At 70.8% G+C, this 21,666-nt stretch carries 16 protein-coding genes; 10 read left to right on the top strand and 6 right to left on the bottom strand.

Annotated features, from left to right (window positions below):
* Positions 1–7 precede the first annotated feature (7 nt).
* The 4 genes from ACY34J_RS22220 to ACY34J_RS22205 are packed head-to-tail and all read right to left on the bottom strand — an operon-like array spanning position 8 to position 5,884.
* Positions 8–1,174, bottom strand: coding sequence for an acyl-CoA dehydrogenase family protein (locus tag ACY34J_RS22220; protein WP_462728279.1), 1,167 nt, complete (start codon positions 1,172–1,174; stop codon positions 8–10).
* A gap of 2 nt (positions 1,175–1,176) precedes the next feature.
* The gene (locus ACY34J_RS22215) at positions 1,177–2,133 is read right to left on the bottom strand and encodes a hydroxymethylglutaryl-CoA lyase (RefSeq protein WP_462728278.1); all 957 of its coding nucleotides are present in this window, start codon (positions 2,131–2,133) and stop codon (positions 1,177–1,179) included.
* A complete protein-coding gene (locus ACY34J_RS22210; RefSeq protein ID WP_462728277.1) occupies positions 2,133–4,238 on the bottom strand; it encodes an acetyl/propionyl/methylcrotonyl-CoA carboxylase subunit alpha in 2,106 nt (701 codons plus the stop codon). Before ACY34J_RS22210 ends, ACY34J_RS22215 begins: the two co-directional genes overlap by 1 nt.
* Before the next feature lie 14 nt (positions 4,239–4,252).
* On the bottom strand, positions 4,253–5,884 hold the full coding sequence (locus tag ACY34J_RS22205; RefSeq protein ID WP_462728276.1) for a carboxyl transferase domain-containing protein: 1,632 nt from the start codon (positions 5,882–5,884) through the stop codon (positions 4,253–4,255).
* An 87-nt stretch (positions 5,885–5,971) separates the two neighbouring features.
* On the opposite strand from ACY34J_RS22205, the gene ACY34J_RS22200 reads away from it, so the two are divergent.
* From ACY34J_RS22200 to ACY34J_RS22190, 3 genes are all read left to right on the top strand, one after another.
* Positions 5,972–6,598 carry an SACE_7040 family transcriptional regulator gene (locus ACY34J_RS22200; protein ID WP_462728275.1) on the top strand — a complete coding sequence of 209 codons (627 nt, stop codon included), beginning with the start codon at positions 5,972–5,974 and terminating at the stop codon, positions 6,596–6,598.
* Positions 6,599–6,761: 163 nt separating this feature from the next.
* Complete coding sequence (locus ACY34J_RS22195; protein ID WP_462728274.1) at positions 6,762–7,919, top strand: acyl-CoA dehydrogenase family protein; 1,158 nt, start codon at positions 6,762–6,764, stop codon at positions 7,917–7,919.
* A 29-nt stretch (positions 7,920–7,948) separates the two neighbouring features.
* Positions 7,949–8,836, top strand: coding sequence for an acyl-CoA thioesterase (locus tag ACY34J_RS22190; protein ID WP_462728273.1), 888 nt, complete (start codon positions 7,949–7,951; stop codon positions 8,834–8,836).
* Between the two features lie 76 nt (positions 8,837–8,912).
* Here ACY34J_RS22190 and ACY34J_RS22185 read toward each other — a convergent pair whose 3' ends face one another.
* On the bottom strand, positions 8,913–9,707 hold the full coding sequence (locus ACY34J_RS22185; protein WP_462728272.1) for a phosphatase: 795 nt from the start codon (positions 9,705–9,707) through the stop codon (positions 8,913–8,915).
* 152 nt (positions 9,708–9,859) lie between these two features.
* On the opposite strand from ACY34J_RS22185, the gene speB reads away from it, so the two are divergent.
* From speB to ACY34J_RS22165, 4 genes are all read left to right on the top strand, one after another.
* Positions 9,860–10,834, top strand: a complete 975-nt coding sequence (gene speB, locus ACY34J_RS22180; protein ID WP_462728271.1) for an agmatinase — start codon at positions 9,860–9,862, stop codon at positions 10,832–10,834.
* Positions 10,835–11,148: 314 nt separating this feature from the next.
* A complete protein-coding gene (locus ACY34J_RS22175; protein WP_462728270.1) occupies positions 11,149–15,057 on the top strand; it encodes an ABC transporter ATP-binding protein in 3,909 nt (1,302 codons plus the stop codon).
* 140 nt (positions 15,058–15,197) lie between these two features.
* Positions 15,198–15,575, top strand: coding sequence for a hypothetical protein (locus ACY34J_RS22170; RefSeq protein WP_462761972.1), 378 nt, complete (start codon positions 15,198–15,200; stop codon positions 15,573–15,575).
* Positions 15,576–15,671: 96 nt separating this feature from the next.
* Positions 15,672–17,099 carry a S28 family serine protease gene (locus ACY34J_RS22165; protein ID WP_462728268.1) on the top strand — a complete coding sequence of 476 codons (1,428 nt, stop codon included), beginning with the start codon at positions 15,672–15,674 and terminating at the stop codon, positions 17,097–17,099.
* Positions 17,100–17,188: 89 nt separating this feature from the next.
* On the opposite strand, the gene ACY34J_RS22160 is transcribed toward ACY34J_RS22165, so the two are convergent.
* Entirely contained in the window at positions 17,189–19,054 is a 1,866-nt protein-coding gene (locus ACY34J_RS22160; protein WP_462728267.1) for a glycoside hydrolase family 3 protein, read from the bottom strand.
* Between the two features lie 421 nt (positions 19,055–19,475).
* On the opposite strand from ACY34J_RS22160, the gene ACY34J_RS22155 reads away from it, so the two are divergent.
* The 3 genes from ACY34J_RS22155 (at position 19,476) to ACY34J_RS22145 (ending at position 21,530) form a co-directional block, all read left to right on the top strand.
* A complete protein-coding gene (locus ACY34J_RS22155) occupies positions 19,476–20,678 on the top strand; it encodes a helix-turn-helix domain-containing protein (protein WP_462728285.1) in 1,203 nt (400 codons plus the stop codon).
* Positions 20,679–20,772: 94 nt separating this feature from the next.
* Complete coding sequence (locus ACY34J_RS22150; protein ID WP_462728266.1) at positions 20,773–21,258, top strand: recombinase family protein; 486 nt, start codon at positions 20,773–20,775, stop codon at positions 21,256–21,258.
* Positions 21,255–21,530 carry a DUF7848 domain-containing protein gene (locus ACY34J_RS22145; protein WP_462728265.1) on the top strand — a complete coding sequence of 92 codons (276 nt, stop codon included), beginning with the start codon at positions 21,255–21,257 and terminating at the stop codon, positions 21,528–21,530. The genes ACY34J_RS22150 and ACY34J_RS22145 overlap by 4 nt, the downstream gene beginning before the upstream one ends.
* The last annotated feature ends 136 nt before the right edge of the window (positions 21,531–21,666 follow it).

Raw genomic sequence — 21,666 nt, 5'->3', positions numbered from 1 at the left:
GACCGCGTCAGCCCGCGAGGCCGAGTTCGCGGGCGATCAGCATGCGCTGGACCTCGCTGGTGCCCTCGCCGATCTCGAGGATCTTGGAGTCCCGCCACATACGGGCCACCGGATACTCGTTCATAAAGCCGTAGCCGCCGTGGATCTGGGTGGCCTCACGCGCATTGGTCACCGCGATCTCCGACGAGTACAGCTTTGCGAGCGCCGCCTCCTTCTTGAACGGCTCGCCGCGCACCAGGCGGGACGCGGCGTCGCGCCACGCCAGACGGGCGGTGTGGGCGCGCATCTCCATGTCCGCCAGCTTGAACTGGATCGCCTGGTTGGCACCGATCGGCCTGCCGAACGCCTGGCGGGTCTGCGCGTACGACAGCGACTCGTCGACGCAGCCCTGGGCGAGCCCGGTGGCCAGCGCCGAGATCGCGATCCGGCCCTCGTCCAGTATCCGCAGGAACTGGGCGTACCCGCGGCCCTTTTCGCCGAGCAGGTTCGCCGCGGGAACCCGGCAGTCGGTGAAGGACAGTTCACGGGTGTCCGAGGCGTTCCAGCCGACCTTGGAGTACGGGGCGGCGACGGTGAATCCGGGAGTCCCGGACGGGACGATGATCGAGGAGATCTCCGGGCGGCCGTCCGGCTTCCGGCCGGTGACAGCCGTGACGGTCACCAGACCGGTGATGTCCGTGCCGGAGTTGGTGATGAAGCACTTGGTGCCGTTGATCACCCATTCGTTCGTGTTCTCGTCAAGGACTGCGGTCGTGCGGGTGCCGCCCGCGTCCGAGCCGCACTCGGGTTCCGTCAGGCCGAAGGCGCCGAGCATTTCCCCGGAACACAGCCGCGGCAGCCACTGCTGCTTCTGCTCCTCGGTGCCGAAGCGGAAGATCGGCATCGCGCCGAGCGACACCCCGGCCTCGAGGGTGATCGCCACCGAGGAGTCCACGCGGGCCAGTTCCTCCAGGGCCAGGCCGAGTGCCAGATAGTCCCCGCCCATCCCGCCGTACTCCTCGGGGAACGGCAGGCCGAACAGGCCCATCCGGCCCATGTCGCGCACGATCTCGTAGGGGAACTCGTGGTTCTCGTAGAACTCCCCGATCTTGGGTGCGACGACCTTGTGTGCGAACTCCTCGACTGTGCGGCGGAGTTCCTCGTGCTCGGGGGAGAGTCGGTGGTCGAGCGACATGGCTAGCGCTCCTTGTGGGAGAGGGCACGGACGGTGCGGGAGGGGCTGGGACGGCCCAGCCGGTCGGCCATCCACACGCTGGTGGCGGTGAGTCGGCCGAGGTCGACCCCGGTTTCGATACCGAGGCCGTGGAGCATCCACACGAGGTCTTCGGTGGCGAGGTTTCCGGTGGCGCTCTTGGCGTACGGGCAGCCGCCGAGGCCGCCGGCGGAGGCGTCGACGGTGGTGACGCCGTGCTGGAGCGCGGCGAGGGTGTTGGACAGGGCTTGGCCGTAGGTGTCGTGGAAGTGCACGGCGAGGCTGCCGGTGGGGACGCTGTGCTGGTTGAGGGAGGTCAGCAGCTCCAGTACGTGCCCAGGGGTGGCGACGCCGATGGTGTCGCCCAGGCTCAGCTCGTCGCAGCCCAGGTCCAGCAGGCGCCGGCACACGGACACGACCTGGGTGACGGGGACCGGCCCCTCCCAGGGGTCGCCGAAGCACATGGACAGATAGCCGCGCACGCGGACGCCCTGCTCGGCGGCCCTGGAGACAACGGGCGCGAACATGGCGAGCGACTCGTCCACCGTGCGGTTGAGATTGGCCTTGGCGAAGGACTCCGTGGCACTGGCGAACACGGCGACCTCCCGGACACCCAGCGCCAGGGCCCGCTCCAGGCCGCGCTCGTTGGGCACCAGCACCGGAAGCCGTACGGCCTGGCCGTCCGGTCCGCTCAGGCCGTCCAGCATGGGCATCAGCTGCTCGGCGTCGGCGAGTTGGGGCACCCACTTGGGGTGCACGAAGCTCGTCGCCTCGATCGTCGTCAGCCCAGCGTCGGCGAGGCGCCGGACGAACTCGGCCTTCACCTCGACCGGGACAACCGCCGGCTCGTTCTGCAGGCCGTCCCGGGCACCGACCTCGTGGATACGGACCCGGGCCGGAAGCCCGGCCGCGGGCACCCGCATGGGCAGTTCGTCGATCATCACGCGCCCTCCTCGAGCGGGGCCTCGAACGGCGTGACCACGGCCAGCACCTGGTCCATGGCGACCGTGCTGCCGGGGGTCACATCGATTTCGGTGACGGTGCCGGCGTGCGGGGCGGAGATGACGTGCTCCATCTTCATCGCCTCGACGACCAGCAGGCTCTGGCCGGCTGCCACCTCATCGCCCACGGCGGCTTTGACGACGGTGACCGTGCCGGGCATGGGCGCGGTCAGCGCGTCCACGCCGTGCGCCCCGGCGGCGCCCCGAAGGGTGGCCTCCACAGGGTCGTAGTCCTGCACATGCCAGCTGTCGCCGTCATGCGCCAGCCAGGTGCCCTCCGCGCCGGGCGGGGTGGTGAAGGCGTGGGTGACACCGTCCCACTCCAGCAGCACCCGGGCGGGTGCCGCCGCGGCTGCCTCGTCCGCGGCGGCACCCGCCGCCACGAGCCGCGCGCGCACCGGCTCGGCATCGCCTATGCGCACCGCGGCGCCGTCCACAGCGCTGCCCCGTACCCGTACGGCCACCGGCTCGTGCCCGGGCACCCGCAGATGGTGCACGGTCCAGGCGGGCTCGCCGCCGAGCCGCCACCCGCTCGGCACGGAGAAGGGATCGGTCCAGCCCCCGCCGGCTGCGCCGGACTGTGCTGCTCCAGGCGCGATCGCGCTCGACGCGGAGCGCAGCTCGGCCTGGCGCAGCAGTGCGGCGGCCCCGTACACCTCGTCAGGCACGTCGGCCAGGACAAGCGTCCGCGCCTCGCGGTCGACCAGGCCGGTGTCCAAGTCCCCCGCGGCGACCGCCGGGTGGTTGATCAGCCGGCGCAGAAAACCGGTGTTCGTCTCGACGCCGAGGACGGCGGTCCCGGCCAGGGCCGTGCTCAGCAGCCGCAGCGCCGTGGCCCGGTCCGGACCGTGGGCGATGACCTTGGCGAGCATCGGGTCGTATGCGGTGCCGACCTCCGTACCTGCCGAGAGCCCGGAGTCCACCCGCACCCCGTGGCCCTCCGGCTCGTACAGGGCGTGCACGGTGCCCGCCGACGGCAGGAAGTCCACCCGGTCGCCCGTCACCCGGGCGGTCTCGGCGCAGATCCGGGCCTCCACAGCGTGCCCGGTCAGGGTGATGTCGGACTGCTTGTATGCGAGTTGCTCGCCGGCGGCGACCCGCAGCTGCCACTCGACCAGATCCAGGCCCGTGATCAGTTCCGTCACCGGGTGCTCGACCTGCAGCCGGGTGTTCATCTCCATGAAGTAGTAGGCCGACGGGTCGTCGCCCGGGACGATGAACTCCACCGTGCCCGCGCCCGTGTAGCCGCATGAACGCGCGGCCTGCACCGCCGCCTCGCCCATCGCCTCACGCGTGGTCTCGTCGAGCAGCGGGGAGGGCGCCTCCTCGATGATCTTCTGGTGGCGCCGCTGCAGCGAGCACTCGCGCTCGCCGAGGTGGACGACATTGCCGTGGCGGTCCGCCATGATCTGGATCTCGATGTGCCGGGGGCGGTCGATCCAGCGCTCCACGAGCAGGGTGTCGTCGCCGAAGGAGCCGCGCGCCTCACGCCGCGCCGCGGCGATCTCCTCCGCCAGTGCCGACTCGGCCCGTACGAGCCGCATGCCCTTGCCCCCGCCGCCCGCCGAGGGCTTGAGGAGCACCGGCACCCCGATCTCGCGCGCCGCGTCCATGAGTGCGGCGTCGTCCAGACCGCTGCCCGCCGAGCCCGGGACCACGGGCACTCCCGCTGCCCGTACCGTCTCCTTGGCGCGGATCTTGTCGCCCATCAGCTCGATGGCCTGCGCGGGCGGGCCGATGAAGACGAGCCCGGCATCGGAGCAGGCCCGGGCGAAGGCCGCGTTCTCGGCGAGGAATCCGTAGCCGGGGTGTACCGCCGTGGCGCCGGTCCGCCGGGCGGCCGACAGCAGCCGGTCGATGGACAGATAGCTCTCGGAGGCCGCCGCCGGGCCGATGCGCACGGCCGTGTCAGCCTCGTGCACGTGCCGGGCGTCCGCGTCCGCGTCGCTGTACACGGCGACCGAACGCACGCCCAGCCGGCGCAGCGTACGGATGACCCGTACGGCGATCTCGCCCCGGTTGGCGACCAGAACAGCATCGAACATCTCGGATATCCCCCTCACATCCGGAAGACGCCGTAGCCGGGCGCGGCCGGGTCCTTGTCGGGCAGTGGTGCGTTGGCGCACGCGGTCAGCGCGAGACCCAGCACGGTCCGGGTCTCCAGCGGGTCGATCACGCCGTCGTCCCACAGCCGAGCGGTCGCGTAATAGGCGTTGCCCTGGCGTTCGTACTGCTCGCGGACCGGGGCCCGGAAGGCCTCCTCGTCCTCCGCGCTCCACTGTTCGCCCTGGGCCTCCAACTGGTCCCGCTTGACGGTCGCGAGCACCGAGGCGGCCTGCTCACCGCCCATGACCGAGATCTTGGCGTTCGGCCACATCCACAGGAAGCGCGGCGAATAGGCGCGGCCGCACATCGAGTAGTTGCCGGCGCCGTAGGAGCCGCCGACGACGACGGTCAGCTTCGGCACCCGCGTGCAGGCCACGGCCGTCACCATCTTCGCGCCGTGCTTGGCGATGCCGCCCGCCTCGTAACTGCGCCCGACCATGAAGCCGGAGATGTTCTGGAGGAACAGCAGCGGGATGCCCCGCTGATCGCACAGCTCGATGAAGTGGGCGCCCTTCTGGGCGGATTCGGAGAAGAGGATGCCGTTGTTGGCGACGATGCCGACCGGGTGGCCGTGGATCCGGGCGAAGCCGGTGACCAGGGTGGTGCCGAACTCGGACTTGAACTCGGCGAACCGGGAGCCGTCCACCAGCCGCACGATCACCTCGCGCACGTCGTACGGCGTGCGGGAGTCCACCGGAACCGCGCCGTACAGCCCCTCGGGGTCGGCCTTGGGCTCCTCCACCGGCTCCACATGCCATGGCAGCGGCCCGCGCTCCGGCAGCGTGGAGACGATCGTCCGGACGATCCGCAGCGCGTGGGCGTCGTCCTCCGCGAGATGGTCGGTGACTCCGGACGTCCGCGAGTGCACCTCGCCGCCGCCCAGTTCCTCGGCCGTCACCACCTCGCCCGTCGCCGCCTTCACCAGCGGCGGCCCGCCGAGAAAGATCGTGCCCTGCCCGCGGACGATCACGGCCTCGTCGCTCATGGCCGGGACGTACGCCCCGCCCGCCGTGCAGGAGCCGAGCACGGCCGCGATCTGCGGAATGCCCGCGCCGGACATCCGCGCCTGGTTGTAGAAGATCCGCCCGAAGTGCTCGCGGTCGGGGAAGACCTCGTCCTGCATCGGCAGGAAGGCGCCGCCGGAGTCCACCAGATACACGCACGGCAGCCGGTTCTCCAGGGCCACCTCCTGGGCCCTGAGGTGCTTCTTCACCGTCATCGGGTAGTACGTGCCGCCCTTGACCGTGGCGTCGTTGGCGACGACCACCACCTCGCGGCCCGAGACCCGGCCGATGCCGGCGATCACTCCGGCCGCCGGGGCCTGCCCCCCGTACATCCCGTCCGCCGCCAGAGGCGCCAGCTCCAGGAAGGGCGATCCGGGGTCAAGGAGGGCGTCGATCCGGTCGCGCGGAAGCAGTTTGCCGCGCGCCGTATGCCGGGCGCGCGCCTTCTCGCCACCGCCCAGCCGCGCCGTCGCCAGCTTCTCTCGCAGGGTCGCTGCGAGCTCGCGATGCGCCGTGACATTGGCCCGCCAGGCATCGGACGCCGGATCGGCGGCGCTGCTCAGCACTGGTGCCTGCTGCATTCCTCGAGCCCCCTTGCCCGGTTAATGAGCGTTAACGCTTTCCTTCAGGTTAACGAGCGCTAACCCGGCTGTCTAGAATGAATCCTCATGAGCACCAACGCTGCCGCCAGGACCGCGGCCCCGACTCGCCGCGAGCAGATCCTCAAAGAGGCCGCGCGCCTCTTCGCCGAGCGCGGCTTCCACGGCGTCGGTGTGGACGAGATAGGTGCCGCGGTGGGCATCAGCGGCCCCGGCCTCTACCGCCACTTCGCCGGCAAGGACGCCATGCTCGCCGAACTGCTCGTCGGTATCAGCGGCCGGCTGCTGGCCGGCGGCAAGCGCCGGATCGCCGAGGCCACCGCGGCCAATGGTGCCGACGGCTTCGACCCCGCCGCCGCACTCGACTCGCTCATCGAGGGCCACATCGACTTCGCTCTCGACGACCGTTCGCTCATCACTCTGCACGACCGTGAGCTGGACCGCCTCCGGGACAGCGACCGCAAGCTGGTGCGCCAGCTGCAGCGGCAGTACGTCGAGCTGTGGGTGGATGTCGTGCGCCGGCTGCATCCGGATGTGCCCGAGGCCGACGTCCGGGCCGCCGTGCATGCCGTCTTCGGCCTGCTCAACTCCACCCCGCACCTGGGGCGGCCGGGGGCGCTGCCGAGCCGGGCCGCGACCGCCGATCTGCTGCGCCGCCTGGCGCATGGCGCGTTCGACGCCCTGTCCGCCCGCTGACCGCCGTTGACCTGCGCCTACTGTCGCCCGGGCGAGCGCCGGTCGCCGGCAGCCGCTGACGTTGTGACCGGGACCCTCTGGACAGGTGACCTGACTCGCGGGTAGCTTTTGCTGAGCAAGCGCTTAGACATGAGGCTCACGCCCCAGCACAAGGAGGCGCGCGGTGCGTCGAACGGTGTACAACGAGGACCACGAGGCGTTCCGGGAGACCATCCGCGCCTTCATCGAGGCTGAGGTCGTCCCCGTCTACGACGAGTGGTACGCGGCCGGCCAGGCGCCCCGCGACTTCTACTACAAGCTCGGTGAGCTGGGCATCTTCGGCATCGAGGTGCCGGAGGAGTACGGCGGCGCCGGCGAGGAGTCGTTCAAGTTCCAGGCGGTCCTCACCGAGGAGTGCGCCCGCGCCGGTGTCTCCTTCGGCGGCAGCGGCGTCCACGTCGGTCTGTGCCTGCCGTACCTGAAGGCATTCGCCACCGAGGAGCAGAAGAAGCGCTGGCTGCCCGACTTCGTCAGCGGCAGGACCATGTACGCCATCGCCATGACCGAGCCGGGTACCGGCTCCGACCTGGCGGGCATGAAGACCACCGCCAAGCTGTCCGAGGACGGCACGCACTACATCCTCAACGGAGCGAAGACCTTCATCACCGGGGGCGTCCACGCCGACCGCGTGATCGTCTGCGCCCGTACCGCCCCGCCGTCCGCCGAGGACCGCCGCTACGGCATATCCCTCCTGGTAGTGGACACCAAGTCCGAGGGGTACGCGGTCGGCCGCAAGCTGGACAAGCTGGGTCTGAAGACCTCCGACACCGCCGAGCTCTCCTTCACCGACGTCAAGGTGCCGGTCGAGGACCTGCTGGGCGAGGAGAACAAGGGCTTCTACTACCTGGGCCAGAACCTGCCGTCGGAGCGGCTGGGCATCGCGGTGGGCGCCTACGCCCAGGCCGCGGCCGCGGTCCGGTTCGCCCAGCAGTACGTCCAGGAGCGCACCGTCTTCGGAAAGCCGGTCGCCGCCTTCCAGAACACCAAGTTCGAACTGGCCGCCTGCAAGGCCGAGGTGGACGCCGCCGAGGCCGTCGTCGACCGCGCGATGGAGGCCTTCGACGCCGGTGAGCTGTCCGCCGCCGAGGCCGCCTCCGCCAAGCTGTTCTGCACCGAGGTCGCGCACCGCGTCATCGACAAGTGCCTGCAGCTGCACGGCGGCTACGGCTATATGAACGAGTACCCGATCGCGCGTCTGTACGCCGACAACCGCGTCAACCGCATCTACGGCGGCACCAGCGAGGTCATGAAGATGATCATCGCCAAGTCGATGGGGCTGTAGGGAGAAGCGGCACTCAGGACATCCGCGTCATGAGCTCATTGCAAGGTCTCCTCGATCTGCTCGACCTCGAGCGGATCGAGGAGAACATCTTCCGTGGCCACAGCCACGCCTCCGTCGTGCCCCGCGTCTTCGGCGGCCAGGTCGCCGCCCAGGCGCTTGTCGCCGCGGGCCGTACCGTCCCACAGGACCGTGCGGCCCACTCGCTGCACGCGTACTTCCTGCGCCCCGGCGACCCGGGGGCCCCGATCGTCTACACCGTCGACCGGATCCGGGACGGGCGGTCCTTCACCACCCGGCGGGTCGTCGCCGTCCAGCACGGGCAGCCGATCTTCCACCTGTCCGCGTCCTTCCAGGTGTACGAGGAGGGGCTGGAGCACCAGGAGTCCATGCCGGCCGCGCCCGACCCCTGGACGCTGCCGACGGGCGCCGAGATCCTGCCCCGCTACGCGGACCGCTTCTGGGACCCCTCGGTGGTCGACCGCCTGCTCGAGGCCCGGGCGGCGGTTGATCTGCGGTACGTCGAGGAGCCGCCGTACGCCACCGCCGGGCAGCGGCGCGAACCCAGGTCACAGGTTTGGTTCCGGACCAACGGCAAACTGGACGGCGCCATCGACCAGCCGCTGCTGCACGTCTGCCTGGCCACGTACGTCTCCGACATGACGCTGCTCGACTCGGTGCTCCTCGCCCATGGGCGGGGCGGCTGGGCCGTCGGGGACGTCGTGGGAGCGAGCCTGGACCACGCGATGTGGTTCCACCGGCCCTTCAGGGCCGACGAGTGGCTGCTCTACGACCAGCAGAGCCCGTCCGTCTCGGGTGGGCGGGGGCTGGGCCAGGCCCGGATCTGGACGGCCGACGGGCGGCTCGCCGTCTCCGTCATCCAGGAGGGGGTTGTGCGGGTACCGCGCCCGCGCGACTGAGGGGGCGCACCTGGCGCTGCGCGCGCCGGGGCACCCTCGGCTTCGTGAGAGTGGGGCTCAGGGCGAGCCCTCACGCTTACGGCGTGAGCCCGGCGGCCGCCAGCAGGTACGCCGTCAGCGGGTCGTAGTAGCGCGGGTCCAGCACATGATCGTCGAGCGGGACGGTGACGGAGATCGTGCCCTCCGCCTCGCCCAGAAACAGCGCCGGGTCGTTGCAGTCCGCGAAGCCCACCGCGTCGATGCCGCGCTGCCCCGCGCACCCCGCCCAGCCGTGGTCGGCGACCACCAGCTCCGGCAGCGGCCGCCCCTCCTCGGCAAGCCGGTCCAGGATCGCGGCCATCGGATCGGGGGAGTGGGTGTGCCACAGCGTCGCACCGCGCTCCAGCATCGCCACGCCGCAGAACTGGAAGACGTACCCCTCCTCCGTACGCAGCCCCGACGGGATGACCACGATCTCGCACCCCTCGGCCCGCAACGCGGCCGCCACGCGCGCGTGCACCTCCAGCAGGCCGCCCGGGTGCCCGGTCGCGAACAGCACCCGCTTGCGGTCCGCGGCCGCCTTGCGCAGCACCGCCCCCGCCCGGTCCAGGGCGCCGACCGTCAGCTCCGGATCGATGGTGTCCTGGCCGGTACGGTGCTCAGGGTCGTCGACGACGCCACAGCGCTCCGACATCACGGCCAGCACGTCCTGCTCGTCCGTCCACCGGTCGCCCAGCTCCAGACCGAACCAGTAGTGGCGGTCTCCGTTGGCGAGTCTGCGGTAGTGCAGCAGGTTGTTCTCCCGGGGCGTGGCGACCTCGCCGGCGACCCGGGTACGGACGAGATGCTCGATGAGTTCGGCTCGGCTGGGGGCAGGGCTGGCTGTCGGCATGCGGCCATTGTGACGCGTACATGCGCTCGATGGACGCGATGTCCAAATAGCGACTTCGGCTCCTCGGAAACGTACATGTGCGGAATCCGCAGCCCTGCCTACCCTCGGTCCCGTACCGCAGATGACCCTCACCGCCGAGAGGCAGCAGGCGCATGAGCACAGCACCCCGTGGCCCCATCGACTCTTCCCGGATCCCGCGCTACGCCGGACCCGCGACCTTCGCGCGGCTGCCCAGGATGGACGAGGTCGGAACCGCCGATGTCGCGGTCGTGGGCGTGCCCTTCGACACGGGTGTCTCCTACCGGCCCGGCGCCCGCTTCGGCGGCAACGCCATCCGCGAGGCCTCCCGCCTGCTGCGCCCCTACAACCCGGCGCAGGACGCCTCCCCCTTCGCCCTCGCGCAGGTCGCCGACGCCGGTGACATCGCCGCGAACCCGTTCAACATCAACGAGGCCGTCGAGACGATCGAGGCCGCGGCCGACGACCTGCTCGGCACCGGCGCCCGCATGATGACCCTCGGAGGCGACCACACCATCGCGCTGCCGCTGCTCCGGTCGGTGGCGAAGAAGCACGGCCCGGTCGCCCTGCTGCACTTCGACGCCCACCTGGACACCTGGGACACCTACTTCGGCGCCGAGTACACCCACGGCACGCCGTTCCGCCGCGCGGTCGAGGAGGGCATCCTCGACACCTCAGCGCTCTCCCACGTCGGCACCCGCGGCCCGCTCTACGGCAAGCAGGACCTGGACGACGACGCGAAGATGGGCTTCGGCATCGTCACCTCCGCCGACGTCATGCGGCGCGGCGTGGACGAGGTGGCCGACCAGCTCCGCCAGCGCATCGGCGACCGCCCGCTGTACATCTCCATCGACATCGACGTCCTGGACCCGGCGCACGCGCCCGGTACCGGCACGCCGGAGGCCGGCGGCATCACCTCCCGCGAGCTGCTGGAGATCCTGCGCGGCCTGGCCTCCTGCAACCTGGTCTCCGCCGACCTCGTCGAGGTCGCGCCGGCCTACGACCACGCCGAGATCACCAGTGTGGCCGCCTCCCACACGGCGTACGAGCTGACGACGATCATGTCCCGCCAGATCGCCGCCGCCCGCGGCGAGAACGCCGAGGGCTGATCCTTCGCCGTCCTGCTGACTGCGGCCGTAAAACAGGGGGCGTTGATGATCCAATGCGATCCCTGATGCTCGCGTGAGGGCGGACGTCTCGCCGTTGGCCGAGAGCCGACGCACCGGCTCAGGCGGCAGTGCGGGTGGTGAAATGGGGCCGACTCCCCCTGCCGGCGGCTATGTAGGTCTGGGGTCGCACCCCACCCCGAGACATATTGCGTACGTACTACTGAAACAAAACCGGGCACCGCCGGTGTTCTGCATCCTGGCGTTGTGGGCTCCCACAGCGCCAGGAGAGTCGCAGACGACGGAGGGAAAGACCGGTGGTCGACGGGACGGCAGGAGAACAGGACGCTGGGCAGCGGCAGGCCGGCTGGGCGAGGCGGCTGACCGGATACGCCTGGCGCTACCGCCGCCACGTCCTGCTGGCCCTGGGGTCCTCGCTCGCCGGGATGGCCCTGATGGCCCTCGTCCCGCTGGTCACCAAGCTGATCATCGACGACGTCGTCGTCGCGCACACCCGTCCCATGGGCCCCTGGGCGGCCCTGCTGATCGGCACCGCGGTCGCCGTCTACGCCCTCACCTACATACGCCGCTTCTACGGCGGCCGGGTCGCCCTCGACGTCCAGCACGACCTGCGCACCGAGATGTACCAGTCGCTGGCCCGGCTGGACGGCCGGCGGCAGGACGAGCTGTCCACCGGCCAGGTCGTCGGCCGCGCCACCAGCGACCTCCAGCTCATCCAGAGCCTGCTGTTCATGCTGCCGATGATGATCGGCAATGTGCTGCTCTTCGTGATCTCGCTGGCCGTGATGGCCTGGCTGTCGCCGCTGCTGACCGTCGTGGCGCTGGCCGTCGCCCCCGCCCTGTGGTGGCTGGCCCAGCGCAGCCGCACCCGTCTGTTCCCCGCCACCTGGTACGCCCAGGGCCAGGCCGCGGCCGTCGCGGGCGTCGTGGACGGCGCCGTCACCGGAGTCCGCGTCGTCAAGGGCTTCGGGCAGGAGGAGCAGGAGACCGGGAAACTGCGGGAGGTCAGCCGCAAGCTGTTCGCCGGTCGGTTGCGGACCGTACGCCTGAACGCCCGCTATACGCCCGCGCTGCAGGCCGTGCCCGCGCTCGGCCAGGTCGCGATGCTCGCGCTCGGCGGCTGGATGGCCACCCGCGGCCAGATCACCCTCGGCACCTTCGTCGCCTTCTCCACCTACCTGGCGCAGCTCGTCGGCCCGGTCCGCATGCTCACCATGGTCCTCACCGTCGGCCAGCAGGCTCGGGCCGGCGTCGAGCGCGTGCTGGAGCTGATCGACACCGAGCCGGTGATCGAGGAGCGGCCGGACGCCCACGAGCTGCCCGCTGACGCACCCGCCACGGTCGAATTCGACCGGGTCACCTTCGGCTACGACCCCGAGCGTCCCGTCCTCTCCGAGCTCTCGCTGAGCCTCAGCCCCGGCGAGACCGTCGCCGTCGTCGGCGCCTCCGGCAGCGGCAAGTCCACGATCTCCCTGCTGCTGCCCCGCTTCTACGACGTCACGGGCGGCGCCATACGGGTCGGCGGGCACGATGTCCGGGACCTGACCCTCCAGTCGCTGCGCGCCGCCATCGGGCTCGTACCGGAGAACAGCTTCCTCTTCTCCGACACCGTGCGCGCCAACATCGCCTACGGGCTGCCGGAGGCGACCGACGAGCAGATCCGGGCCGCCGCACGCATTGCCCAGGCCGACGGCTTCATCTCCGCGCTGCCCGACGGCTACGACACCAAGGTCGGCGAACAGGGGCTCACCCTCTCCGGCGGCCAGCGTCAGCGCATCGCCCTCGCCCGCGCGATCCTCACCGACCCGCGCCTGCTGCTCCTGGACGACGCCACCTCGGCCGTGGACGTACGGGTCGAGCACGAGATCCACGAGGCGCTGCGCAGCGTGATGGCGGGCCGGACGACTCTGCTGATCGCCAACCGCCGCTCCACGCTCTCCCTCGCCGACCGCATCGCCGTCCTCGACGGCGGGCGGCTGGCGGATGTGGGTACGCATGAGGAGCTGGAGAAGCGCTGTGCGCTGTACCGCAGGCTGCTGACCGACCCGGACGAGCTGGGCAACGTCGAACGCGACCCGGCCGGCCGCGCGGCACCGGCCGGCGGCTTCGGCGGCGAGGCGGCGGCGACCGGTCTCGCGGATCCCGAGCTGCGCCTCGACGTCGACATAGAGGTCGAGGCCGAGATGGAGTCCGAGCCCGTCAGCGCCAAGCGCCGTGTCGTCGACGGCATCACCCCGGAGCTGTGGCGGCGCACGGACGGTGCCGCAGGCCGTCCGGCGGCGGACCGGATCGGTGCGGGCGCTGCGGGGGCTCCGCAGCCCGCCGCAGGCGCACCCGCCGGGCCGCCCGGAATGGCCACCGCCCTGGCCGGGATGCCGGCCACGCCCGAGCTGCTGGCGAAGGTCGCCGCGCTGCCGCCCGCCACCGACACCCCCGACGTCGACGAGGAACAGGCCGCCCGCCCCGAACGGGACTACGGGCTCCGCCAGTTGCTCCGCGGCTTCCGCACACCCCTGCTGATCAGCCTGCTGCTGGTCGCCGTCGACGCGATCGCGGGCCTGCTGCTGCCCATCCTGATCCGGCACGGCATCGACGACGGCGTGCGGCGGCTCGCGCTCGGCGCGGTCTGGGCCGCGTCCGCGCTCGGCCTGGGGGTCGTACTCGCCCAGTGGGCCGCGCAGTTCGGGGAGACCCAGATGACCGGCCGCACCGGGGAGCGCATTCTCTACGCCCTCCGCGTCAAGATCTTCGCGCAGCTCCAGCGGCTCGGCCTGGACTACTACGAGCGTGAGCTGACCGGCCGGATCATGACCCGGATGACGACCGATCTGGACGCGATGTCCACGTTCCTGCAGACGGGACTGGTCACCGCCGTCGTCTCCGTCCTCACCTTCCTCGGCATTCTCGTCGCCCTGTTGGCCCTCGATGTCCAACTGGCCATGGTGGTCTTCGCGACGTTGCCGCTCCTGGCGATCGGCACGGTGTTCTTCCGCCGCCAGAGCGTCAAGGCGTACGAACTCGCCCGTGAGCGCGTCAGCGTGGTCAACGCCGATCTGCAGGAGAGCGTCGCCGGGCTGCGCATCCTGCAGGCCTTCCGCCGCGAGCGCGGCTCCATCGAGCGCTTCACCGCCCGCAGCGACGGCTACCGGCAGGCCCGGGTGCACGGCCAGTGGCTGATCTCCGTCTACTTCCCCTTCGTCCAGCTGCTGTCCTCCGTCGCCGCCGCTCTGGTGCTGATCGTCGGCGCGGGACGGGTGAGCGCCGGCACGCTGACGGCGGGCGCCCTGGTGGCGTACCTGCTCTACATCGACCTGTTCTTCGCCCCCATCCAGCAGCTGTCCCAGGTCTTCGACGGCTACCAGCAGGCGACGGTGTCGCTCAGGCGCATCCAGGAGCTGCTGCGCGAGCCGACCACCACGGCGGTCCCGGACCGGCCGCGCCAGGTGCGGTCGCTGCGCGGCGAGTTGGTCTTCGACGATGTGCACTTCCGCTACGGGACCGAGGGCGAGGAGGCCCTGTCCGGGGTCAGCCTGCGGATCCCGGCCGGGCAGACGGTCGCCTTCGTCGGTGAGACCGGCGCGGGCAAGTCGACGCTCGTCAAGCTCGTCGCCCGGTTCTACGACCCGTCCTCCGGCGCGGTCCTCGTCGACGGTACGGACCTGCGCGAGCTGGATCTCACCGGCTACCGGCGCCGGCTCGGTGTCGTACCGCAGGAGTCGTACCTCTTCCCCGGGACGGTGCGTGACGCGATCGCGTACGGCCGCCCCGGTGCCACCGATGCCGAGGTGGAGGCTGCGGCGCGGGCGGTCGGCGCCCACGAGATGATCGCCTCCCTCGACGGCGGCTACCTCCACCCGGTCGCCGAGCGCGGACGCAACCTCTCAGCCGGGCAGCGGCAGTTGATCGCCCTCGCCCGCGCGGAACTCGTCGACCCCGATGTCCTGCTGCTCGACGAGGCCACCGCCAGCCTTGACCTGGCGACGGAGGCCCTGGTCAACCAGGCCACCGACCGTCTGGCCGGGAAGCGCACCACGCTGGTTGTCGCCCACCGGCTGACGACCGCGGCCCGTGCGGACCGGGTGGTGGTCCTGGACCGCGGCCGCGTCGTCGAGGACGGCACGCACAGCGAACTCCTCGCGGCCGACGGGCGCTACGCCCAGCTGTGGCGCACCTTCGTCGGCGAGCCGGAGGCGGCCGCGGCCTGACCGAAGCGCTGACGTCTCGCCGGATCCTCGGGAGACCCCGGAACCAATCCCACCGCCCCCGCGTGTACGGTGTCGTCGCCCGTATGTACGAAACCAGGGCGCGTGAGCCCATCCGTTGGGGAGGCACAGTGCGCACAGGTGTGACACGCCGTCGGACAGCGCTGGCAGTCGCGGCTCTCATGGCCTTCGGTGCAGTCGGGCTGGCCGCTCCGGCCTCGGCGGAGGCCGCGGTCGCGCGGTGTGACGGCCGGAGAGTGCGGACGCTGCCCTTCGCCACCGGCGAGCTGAGGCTCTACAAGAGCCACAGTTACGCGTGCGCGGTCACCTTCGCCAAGCATCCGGGCCAACGGCGGCCGATGAGCGTCAGCATCCAGGCGCGCGGCAGCAGGCCCCGCGTGGACAGCGGCTACTACACCCTCCGGGCCGGGCCGGTGCGGGTGGCCGCCACCACCCGGTGCGTCCTGGTCCGCGGGTCGGTGGCCGGCGTTTCGGTCAGCACCGGCTGGACGCTCTGCTGAACTTCCCTTCTCTACTGATGAGTCAACTGGGTCTGGTGATGCGTCCGTTGGCCCGATAGGTTCGCGGCGACTATTGCGAGCCTTAGGGGAGGGCGCATGCGCACAACGCTCAGATGGCTGCTGTCGCTTGTGGTGCTCATCAGCACCCTTGGCGCCGGCGGTATTTCGGCCGGTGCGGCCACCGCCGCGCAGCCGAACACCACGGACATCAAGGACCGCATCCTCGCGATCCCGGGGATGAGCCTGATCGAGGAGAAGCCGGTCGACGGCTACCGCTTCTTCGTCCTGAACTACACCCAGCCGACCGACCACCGGCACCCGTCCGCGGGCACCTTCCAGCAGCGGTTCACCCTGCTGCACAAGTCCACCGACCGGCCGACGGTGTTCTTCACCTCCGGCTACAACGTCAACACCAACCCGCGGCGCAGCGAGCCGACCCAGATCGTCGACGGCAACCAGGTGTCGATGGAGTACCGGTTCTTCACGCCCTCCCGGCCGAACCCGGCCGACTGGTCCAAGCTCGACATCTGGCAGGCCGCCAGCGACCAGCACCGGCTCTTCAAGGCCCTCGAGCCGATCTACGACCGGAAGTGGCTGGCGACCGGCGGCAGCAAGGGCGGTATGACCGCCACCTACTACGAGCGCTTCTACCCGCGCGACATGGACGGCGTGGTGGCGTACGTCGCGCCCAACGACGTGGTCAACGACGAGGACTCGGCCTACGACGAGTTCTTCCGCGAGGTCGGCACGGAGGAGTGCCGCAACGCCCTGAACGCCGTGCAGCGTGAAGCCCTCGTACGGCGCAAGGAGATGACCGACCGCTACCAGAAGTGGGCGGACGCCAACGGGGCCACCTTCAAGACCGTCGGCAGCCTCGACCAGGCCTACGAGAGCGTCGTTCTCGACCTGGTGTGGGCCTTCTGGCAGTACAGCAAGGAGTCGGACTGCGCGAACGTGCCCAACCCGGCAACGGTGTCCACCGACGATCTGTACTCCTTCGTCGATGAGATCTCCGGCTTCTCCTTCTACACCGACCAGGGCCTGGCGCCCTACACGCCGTACTACTACCAGGCGGGCACCGAACTGGGCGCTCCCACGGTCCAGACCCCGCACCTGGACGGTCTGCTGCGCTACCCCGGCATGTTCACGCCGCGGACGTTCGTGCCGCGCGAGATCCCGATGACGTGGCACGAGGGAGTCATGCGCGATGTGGACCGCTGGGTGCGCCACCACGCCACCCGGATGCTGTTCGTCTACGGGCAGAACGACCCGTGGGGCGCTGAGCCCTTCCGGCTCGGTTACGGATCCAGGGACAGCTACCGCTTCTTCGCCCCCGGCGCCAACCACGGGGCGAACATCGCCGGCCTCGTGGCGGCGGAGAAGGAGAGGGCGACCGCTGAGGTGCTGAAGTGGGCGGGGGTTGCTCCGGCCGCCGTCCGGCAGGGCGAGGCGACGGCCAAGCCGCTGGCGCCGTACAACGCGAAGCTGGACAAGAAGGAGCGCATGCGGGACCTGCGGCCGTAGGCCGCGGCGCGTCATGTGCCCACCCGCCCCGCCCCGGTTCGGGGCGGGTGGGCGGTCCCGTCCCAGCGGCGCGCGGAGCGCGTCGCCGGTCAGTACGAGAGGCCGTAACCGATGGGGTACAGCACCTGCGCCGGGTCGTCCGCGCGGGGGACGGGTACCGGCAGCCGGCCCTTGGGAGCCGCCGCCCCCGCGATCACCCGGGCCGCGGCGCGCAGTTCGACATCCGTCCACGAGTAGCCGGCCAGCGACGCCGTGACGCCGCTGAGCCGCGCGATGTCGTACGGGTTGCGGATGGCCAGGTGGACCACGGGTATGCCGGTCGCGGCGAGCGCCGACACCAGATTCCGCTGCGAGGACGCGGGGCCGACGTTGTACGTCGCGACCACCACCGCGTCCCGTTCCGCGGCGGCCGCCACCGCCTGGTCGATCTGCGCCTGCGTCGGATCGGGCCGGGCGCCGGTGCCCGTGGACAGCGCGGTCGCCGGGCAGCCCAGCTCGGTCAGTGCCCTGGCGAGGACGGCGGTCGGCGGCCCGCCGGTGCCCGACGGCGCGGCCGGATCGACGCCCACGACCAGGAGGTTCCGCCGGCTGCGGCCGGACAGCGGCAGCAGCCCGCCCTCATTGACGAGCAGGGTGGTGGTGCGCTCGGCGATCCGGTCGGCGGCCATCAGATGCGAACGGGTGCCAACCGCCCGCTGTACGCCCTCATGGCTGACGTACGGCTGCCGGAAAAGGCCCCGGCGCGCCTTGAGTTCGAGGATCCGGAGGATGGACTCCTCGAGCCGCGCCTCGCTGAGTTCCCCGCTCCGGACGGCCGTGAGGACGGCGTTCCAGGCGACCGGCAGATTCGGCGGATTGAGCAGCTGGTCGACGCCCGCCTTCAGCGCCAGCACCGGTACGCGGTCGTCGCCGTACTTCTGCCGCACCCCGGCCATCCCGAGCGAGTCGGTGACCACCACGCCGTCGTAGCCCAGCCTCTCGCGCAGGATTCCGGTGAGGATCGGGCGCGACAGGGTGGCCGGGTCGTCGGCCGGGTCCAGGGCGGGGACCAGCAGATGGGCGGTCATGATCGAGTCGATGCCGGCCGCGATCGCGGCTTTGAAGGGCGGGGCGTCCAGCCGCTCCCACTCCTGTGCGCTGTGGGTGATCAGCGGAAGGCCGTAGTGGCTGTCGGTGGCGGTGTCGCCGTGGCCGGGGAAGTGCTTGGCGGTGGAGGCGATCCCGGCGCCCTGGTAGCCCTGCACCTGGGCGGCGACGAGTCGGGCGACGGCCTGCGGGTCGGCGCCGAAGGACCGTACGCCGATGACCGGGTTGGCCGGGTTCACATTGACGTCCGCGACCGGGGCGTAGTTCTGGCGGATGCCCATGGCGGCCAGCTCGGTCCCGGCGATCCAGGCGGCTCTGCGGGCGTCGGGCCAAGAGCCGCCCGCGCCGAGGGCCATGGCGCCCGGCATCAGGGTGGCCGGGGCGCCGACCCGGGCGACTATGCCGTGCTCCTGGTCAGTGGAGATCAACAGGGGTACGGGTGTGGGCTGGGCGAGTCCGGCCCGCTGGATGCCGTTGGAGAGGTCGGCGATCTGGTGCGGATCGCGGGTGTTGTGCGCCCAGGCGAAGTAGATGATGCCGCCGACGTGGTACCGGGCGATGAGTTCGGCGGCGCTGGAGACGCCGATCTCCTTGAGGTTCGCGGCGGCATCGGCGGGGTCGGGGTTGGTGGCCGAGTGCCCGTAGACCCGCATCACGAAGAGCTGGCCGACCTTCTCCTCCAGGGTCATCCGGGAGATCAGGGCGCGGAGCGCATCGCGGTCGGTGGTGCCCCCGGGGACGGCCGCGAAGGCGGCGGATCCGGTCGCGGCCAGCGATGCCGCGACGGCACCGGCCAGGACGGCGCGGCGGGAAGGGCTCGGTCTGCTCGCGGGAAGCGGGTTGGCGGGAGGCGCTGCGTCGTGGTGCACGTGCACTCCTTCCAGGAGGAGGTGCTCCCCCGGACTCCGTGTGGATTGGGGGTGCCCCAGGGCGCCCCAGGTATGAAGGAAACTTCCAAGGCAACACGGATAGCCGGAAAGTTAGTTCCAGTCAATGGGGGCGGCCCCGGGCATTGGCCGTTGCTAACCGTTCTTGGCAACCCCCGGGCACTGGCAGGCCGAAACTCCTAGGCCAACCGGGCTGTGGCGCTGCCAACCCTTGAAAGCAACCCCGCGGCACTGGCGAGCAAGGCGGAGCGGTGTTGCGGGTCGACGTGAGGCGGGAAACGTTCACCGTGAGGGCTGGGCCGAGTGCGCTCGGGCCTTGCGTCTGTTCCGTTCGCTCTGGGCGTCCGGGCGTCGGGACCTACCATCGAAGTACAGCAGCCTGAGCAAACGCACTGGGGTGATCTTGAGCAACTGGGCCGACCTTACGAACGGTAAGCGCATCAAGCACCTACGGGGCTCCGATCTGACACAGCAGGGGCTCGCCGATGCTGCGGGGCTGTCCCTCGCCCTGGTGCAGAAAGCCGAGCAGGACCGCGGCGAGTTGTCCCTCGGTTCGCTGCTCAAACTCGCCCACGCACTGAACACGGACGTATCCGTGATCCTCGGCCAGCAGGCGCCACGCCGAGGGATGAGCAGGGATGCCAGGGCTGCTGTACGGCGGCTTTCCGACGCAGTGCACGACAGCGCCCTCGGAGCGTGGGAAGGCGTCGAGGAACCCAGCACGCTCACCGAACTGTCGACTGCTCATGATCGTGTGTGCGCCACCTACTGGCGGGGTGAATACCAGGAGTTGAGCGAACTCATCGCCAAGGTGTTGCTCGAAGGGAGCGTTCGGTACGGGCAAGCCACGGGCTACGAACGCGAACGTCTGGGCTCGATCCTCGCAAGCACCTACCAGTTCGCGTCCTCGGCCGCGATCCTGCTCGGGCAGCGCGATCTCGCCTTGAGTGCGCTCACCTCCGCGCGTCACCTGGCAGAGAGTTCCGGAGATGCCGTGCTGACCGCGCTCCTGGAGTCAACGCTGTCATGGATCTATCTGCGGAGCGCGAGAGTTCCCCGGGCGGTTGCTGTCGCCGAGCAGGCGGCCTTGCGGATCGAGCCGTCGTTCAGCAGGGCTCCCCATCCTCAACTGTTCGCGTATGGACGGCTGATGATCTCCGCAGCCGTGGCCGCCTCGCGCCGGGGAGACGCCGTCTCCGCGGATGACTACCTGTCACAGGCGCATGCGGCAGCCGCCCGGCTCGGTGATGACAAGGCGCTGTACGGCACACATTTCGGCCCTACGGCGGCGAACACCGAGGCCGTAGGAATCGCTGTGGCACTCGGGAACTACGGAAGGGCTCTGACCCTGGCCGCGCACACCGAGCTGCCCCGCTCCATGCCCAAACTCGCCCGCAACCGCTACAAACTCGACGTCGCTCTCGCGCAGTGCGCGGCCGGCCTCTATGACCAGGCGGGAGACACGCTGGTCGAGGTAGGGCTCGACGCCCCGGAGTGGGTCAAGCATCAGGCGTTGCCCGGTGTGATCGGGAAGCGTCTTGCGAAGGTGTCCACGGCCCGCGTGCGGAACATCAGCGAACTCATCGGCGTGCCCTTGATCGCGTGAGTCCTACGGGGCGTACGAGTCAGGGCCGGGCGACCTAGCCCGGCCCTACGCCTCATCACTTCACCCTGCGTGATCAGGCAGGCACGATTGATGCATGGTCAGCGACGCGAGCGGGCAGAGGCAGGGACGGACCAAGATCCGTCGTACCGAGGGCGACCTGAGACGGCGTCAGGCACTGGCGGACGCGGCGGCGGGTATCACGCCGGGCGAGGCCGATGTACCGGCCGAGGCCGCGAAGATCGAGCGGTTCCGCTGCGTGATCTACCTGTGCGGTGCTCCCAACACGAACATCGCGGCACCTCGCAAGGAGTGCACGGAGTACGCCGAGGCGTTCGGGTGGGAGATCACGGACGTGATCGAGGAACGCGCGGGGTTGCTGCCGCCGCAAGGTCGTGACGGGCTGGGGCAGGCCGTCGAGCGCATCAAGAGCGGCGAGGCTGGGGCGGTGCTCACGGCGTGGCGCTCGATGATCTCGTCTGTTCCGCAGGAGTACGACGAGGTAGCGCGCGAGATCGAGAGGGCAGGGGGCTTCCTGCACGTCAAGGACTCGGCGCGCAGCGAGCAGGGGGCGGCGCGGTGACCCGGCGCGTGTTCCGCTACGTCCCGTTCACCATCGAGCAGGACCAGCCGGCAGAACCGGAGTACGAGGCCCGGTGCGTGTCCGGCTACGAAACCGAGTGCGGCGCGGAGTCCGGCACGCACCGCGACCCGGGGCCGGTCGAGGAGTGGCAGCGTAGGCACACGCAGGAGACCGGGCACCGGCGCTACCGCCGGAACCTCGGCGACTACGCGGTGATGCAGTCCCCGGCGGAGCTCGCCGAACTCGCGCGGGCGAACGGGGGCACGGCGTGACCTTCGCCCCGGCCATCGCGCGCCCGTGGCGCGATGTATGGCCGCTCATCGCGCAGACGGACGACGGGAACCAGTGGGTGACCGGCGCCTGTTGGCTGTACTGCCGACGGGAGGGCGTGCGCGTGCTGTGGGTCGG

Source organism: Streptomyces sp. HSS9-12 (genome assembly GCF_054963655.1).
This window is presented reverse-complemented; position numbering and strand designations above follow the sequence as displayed.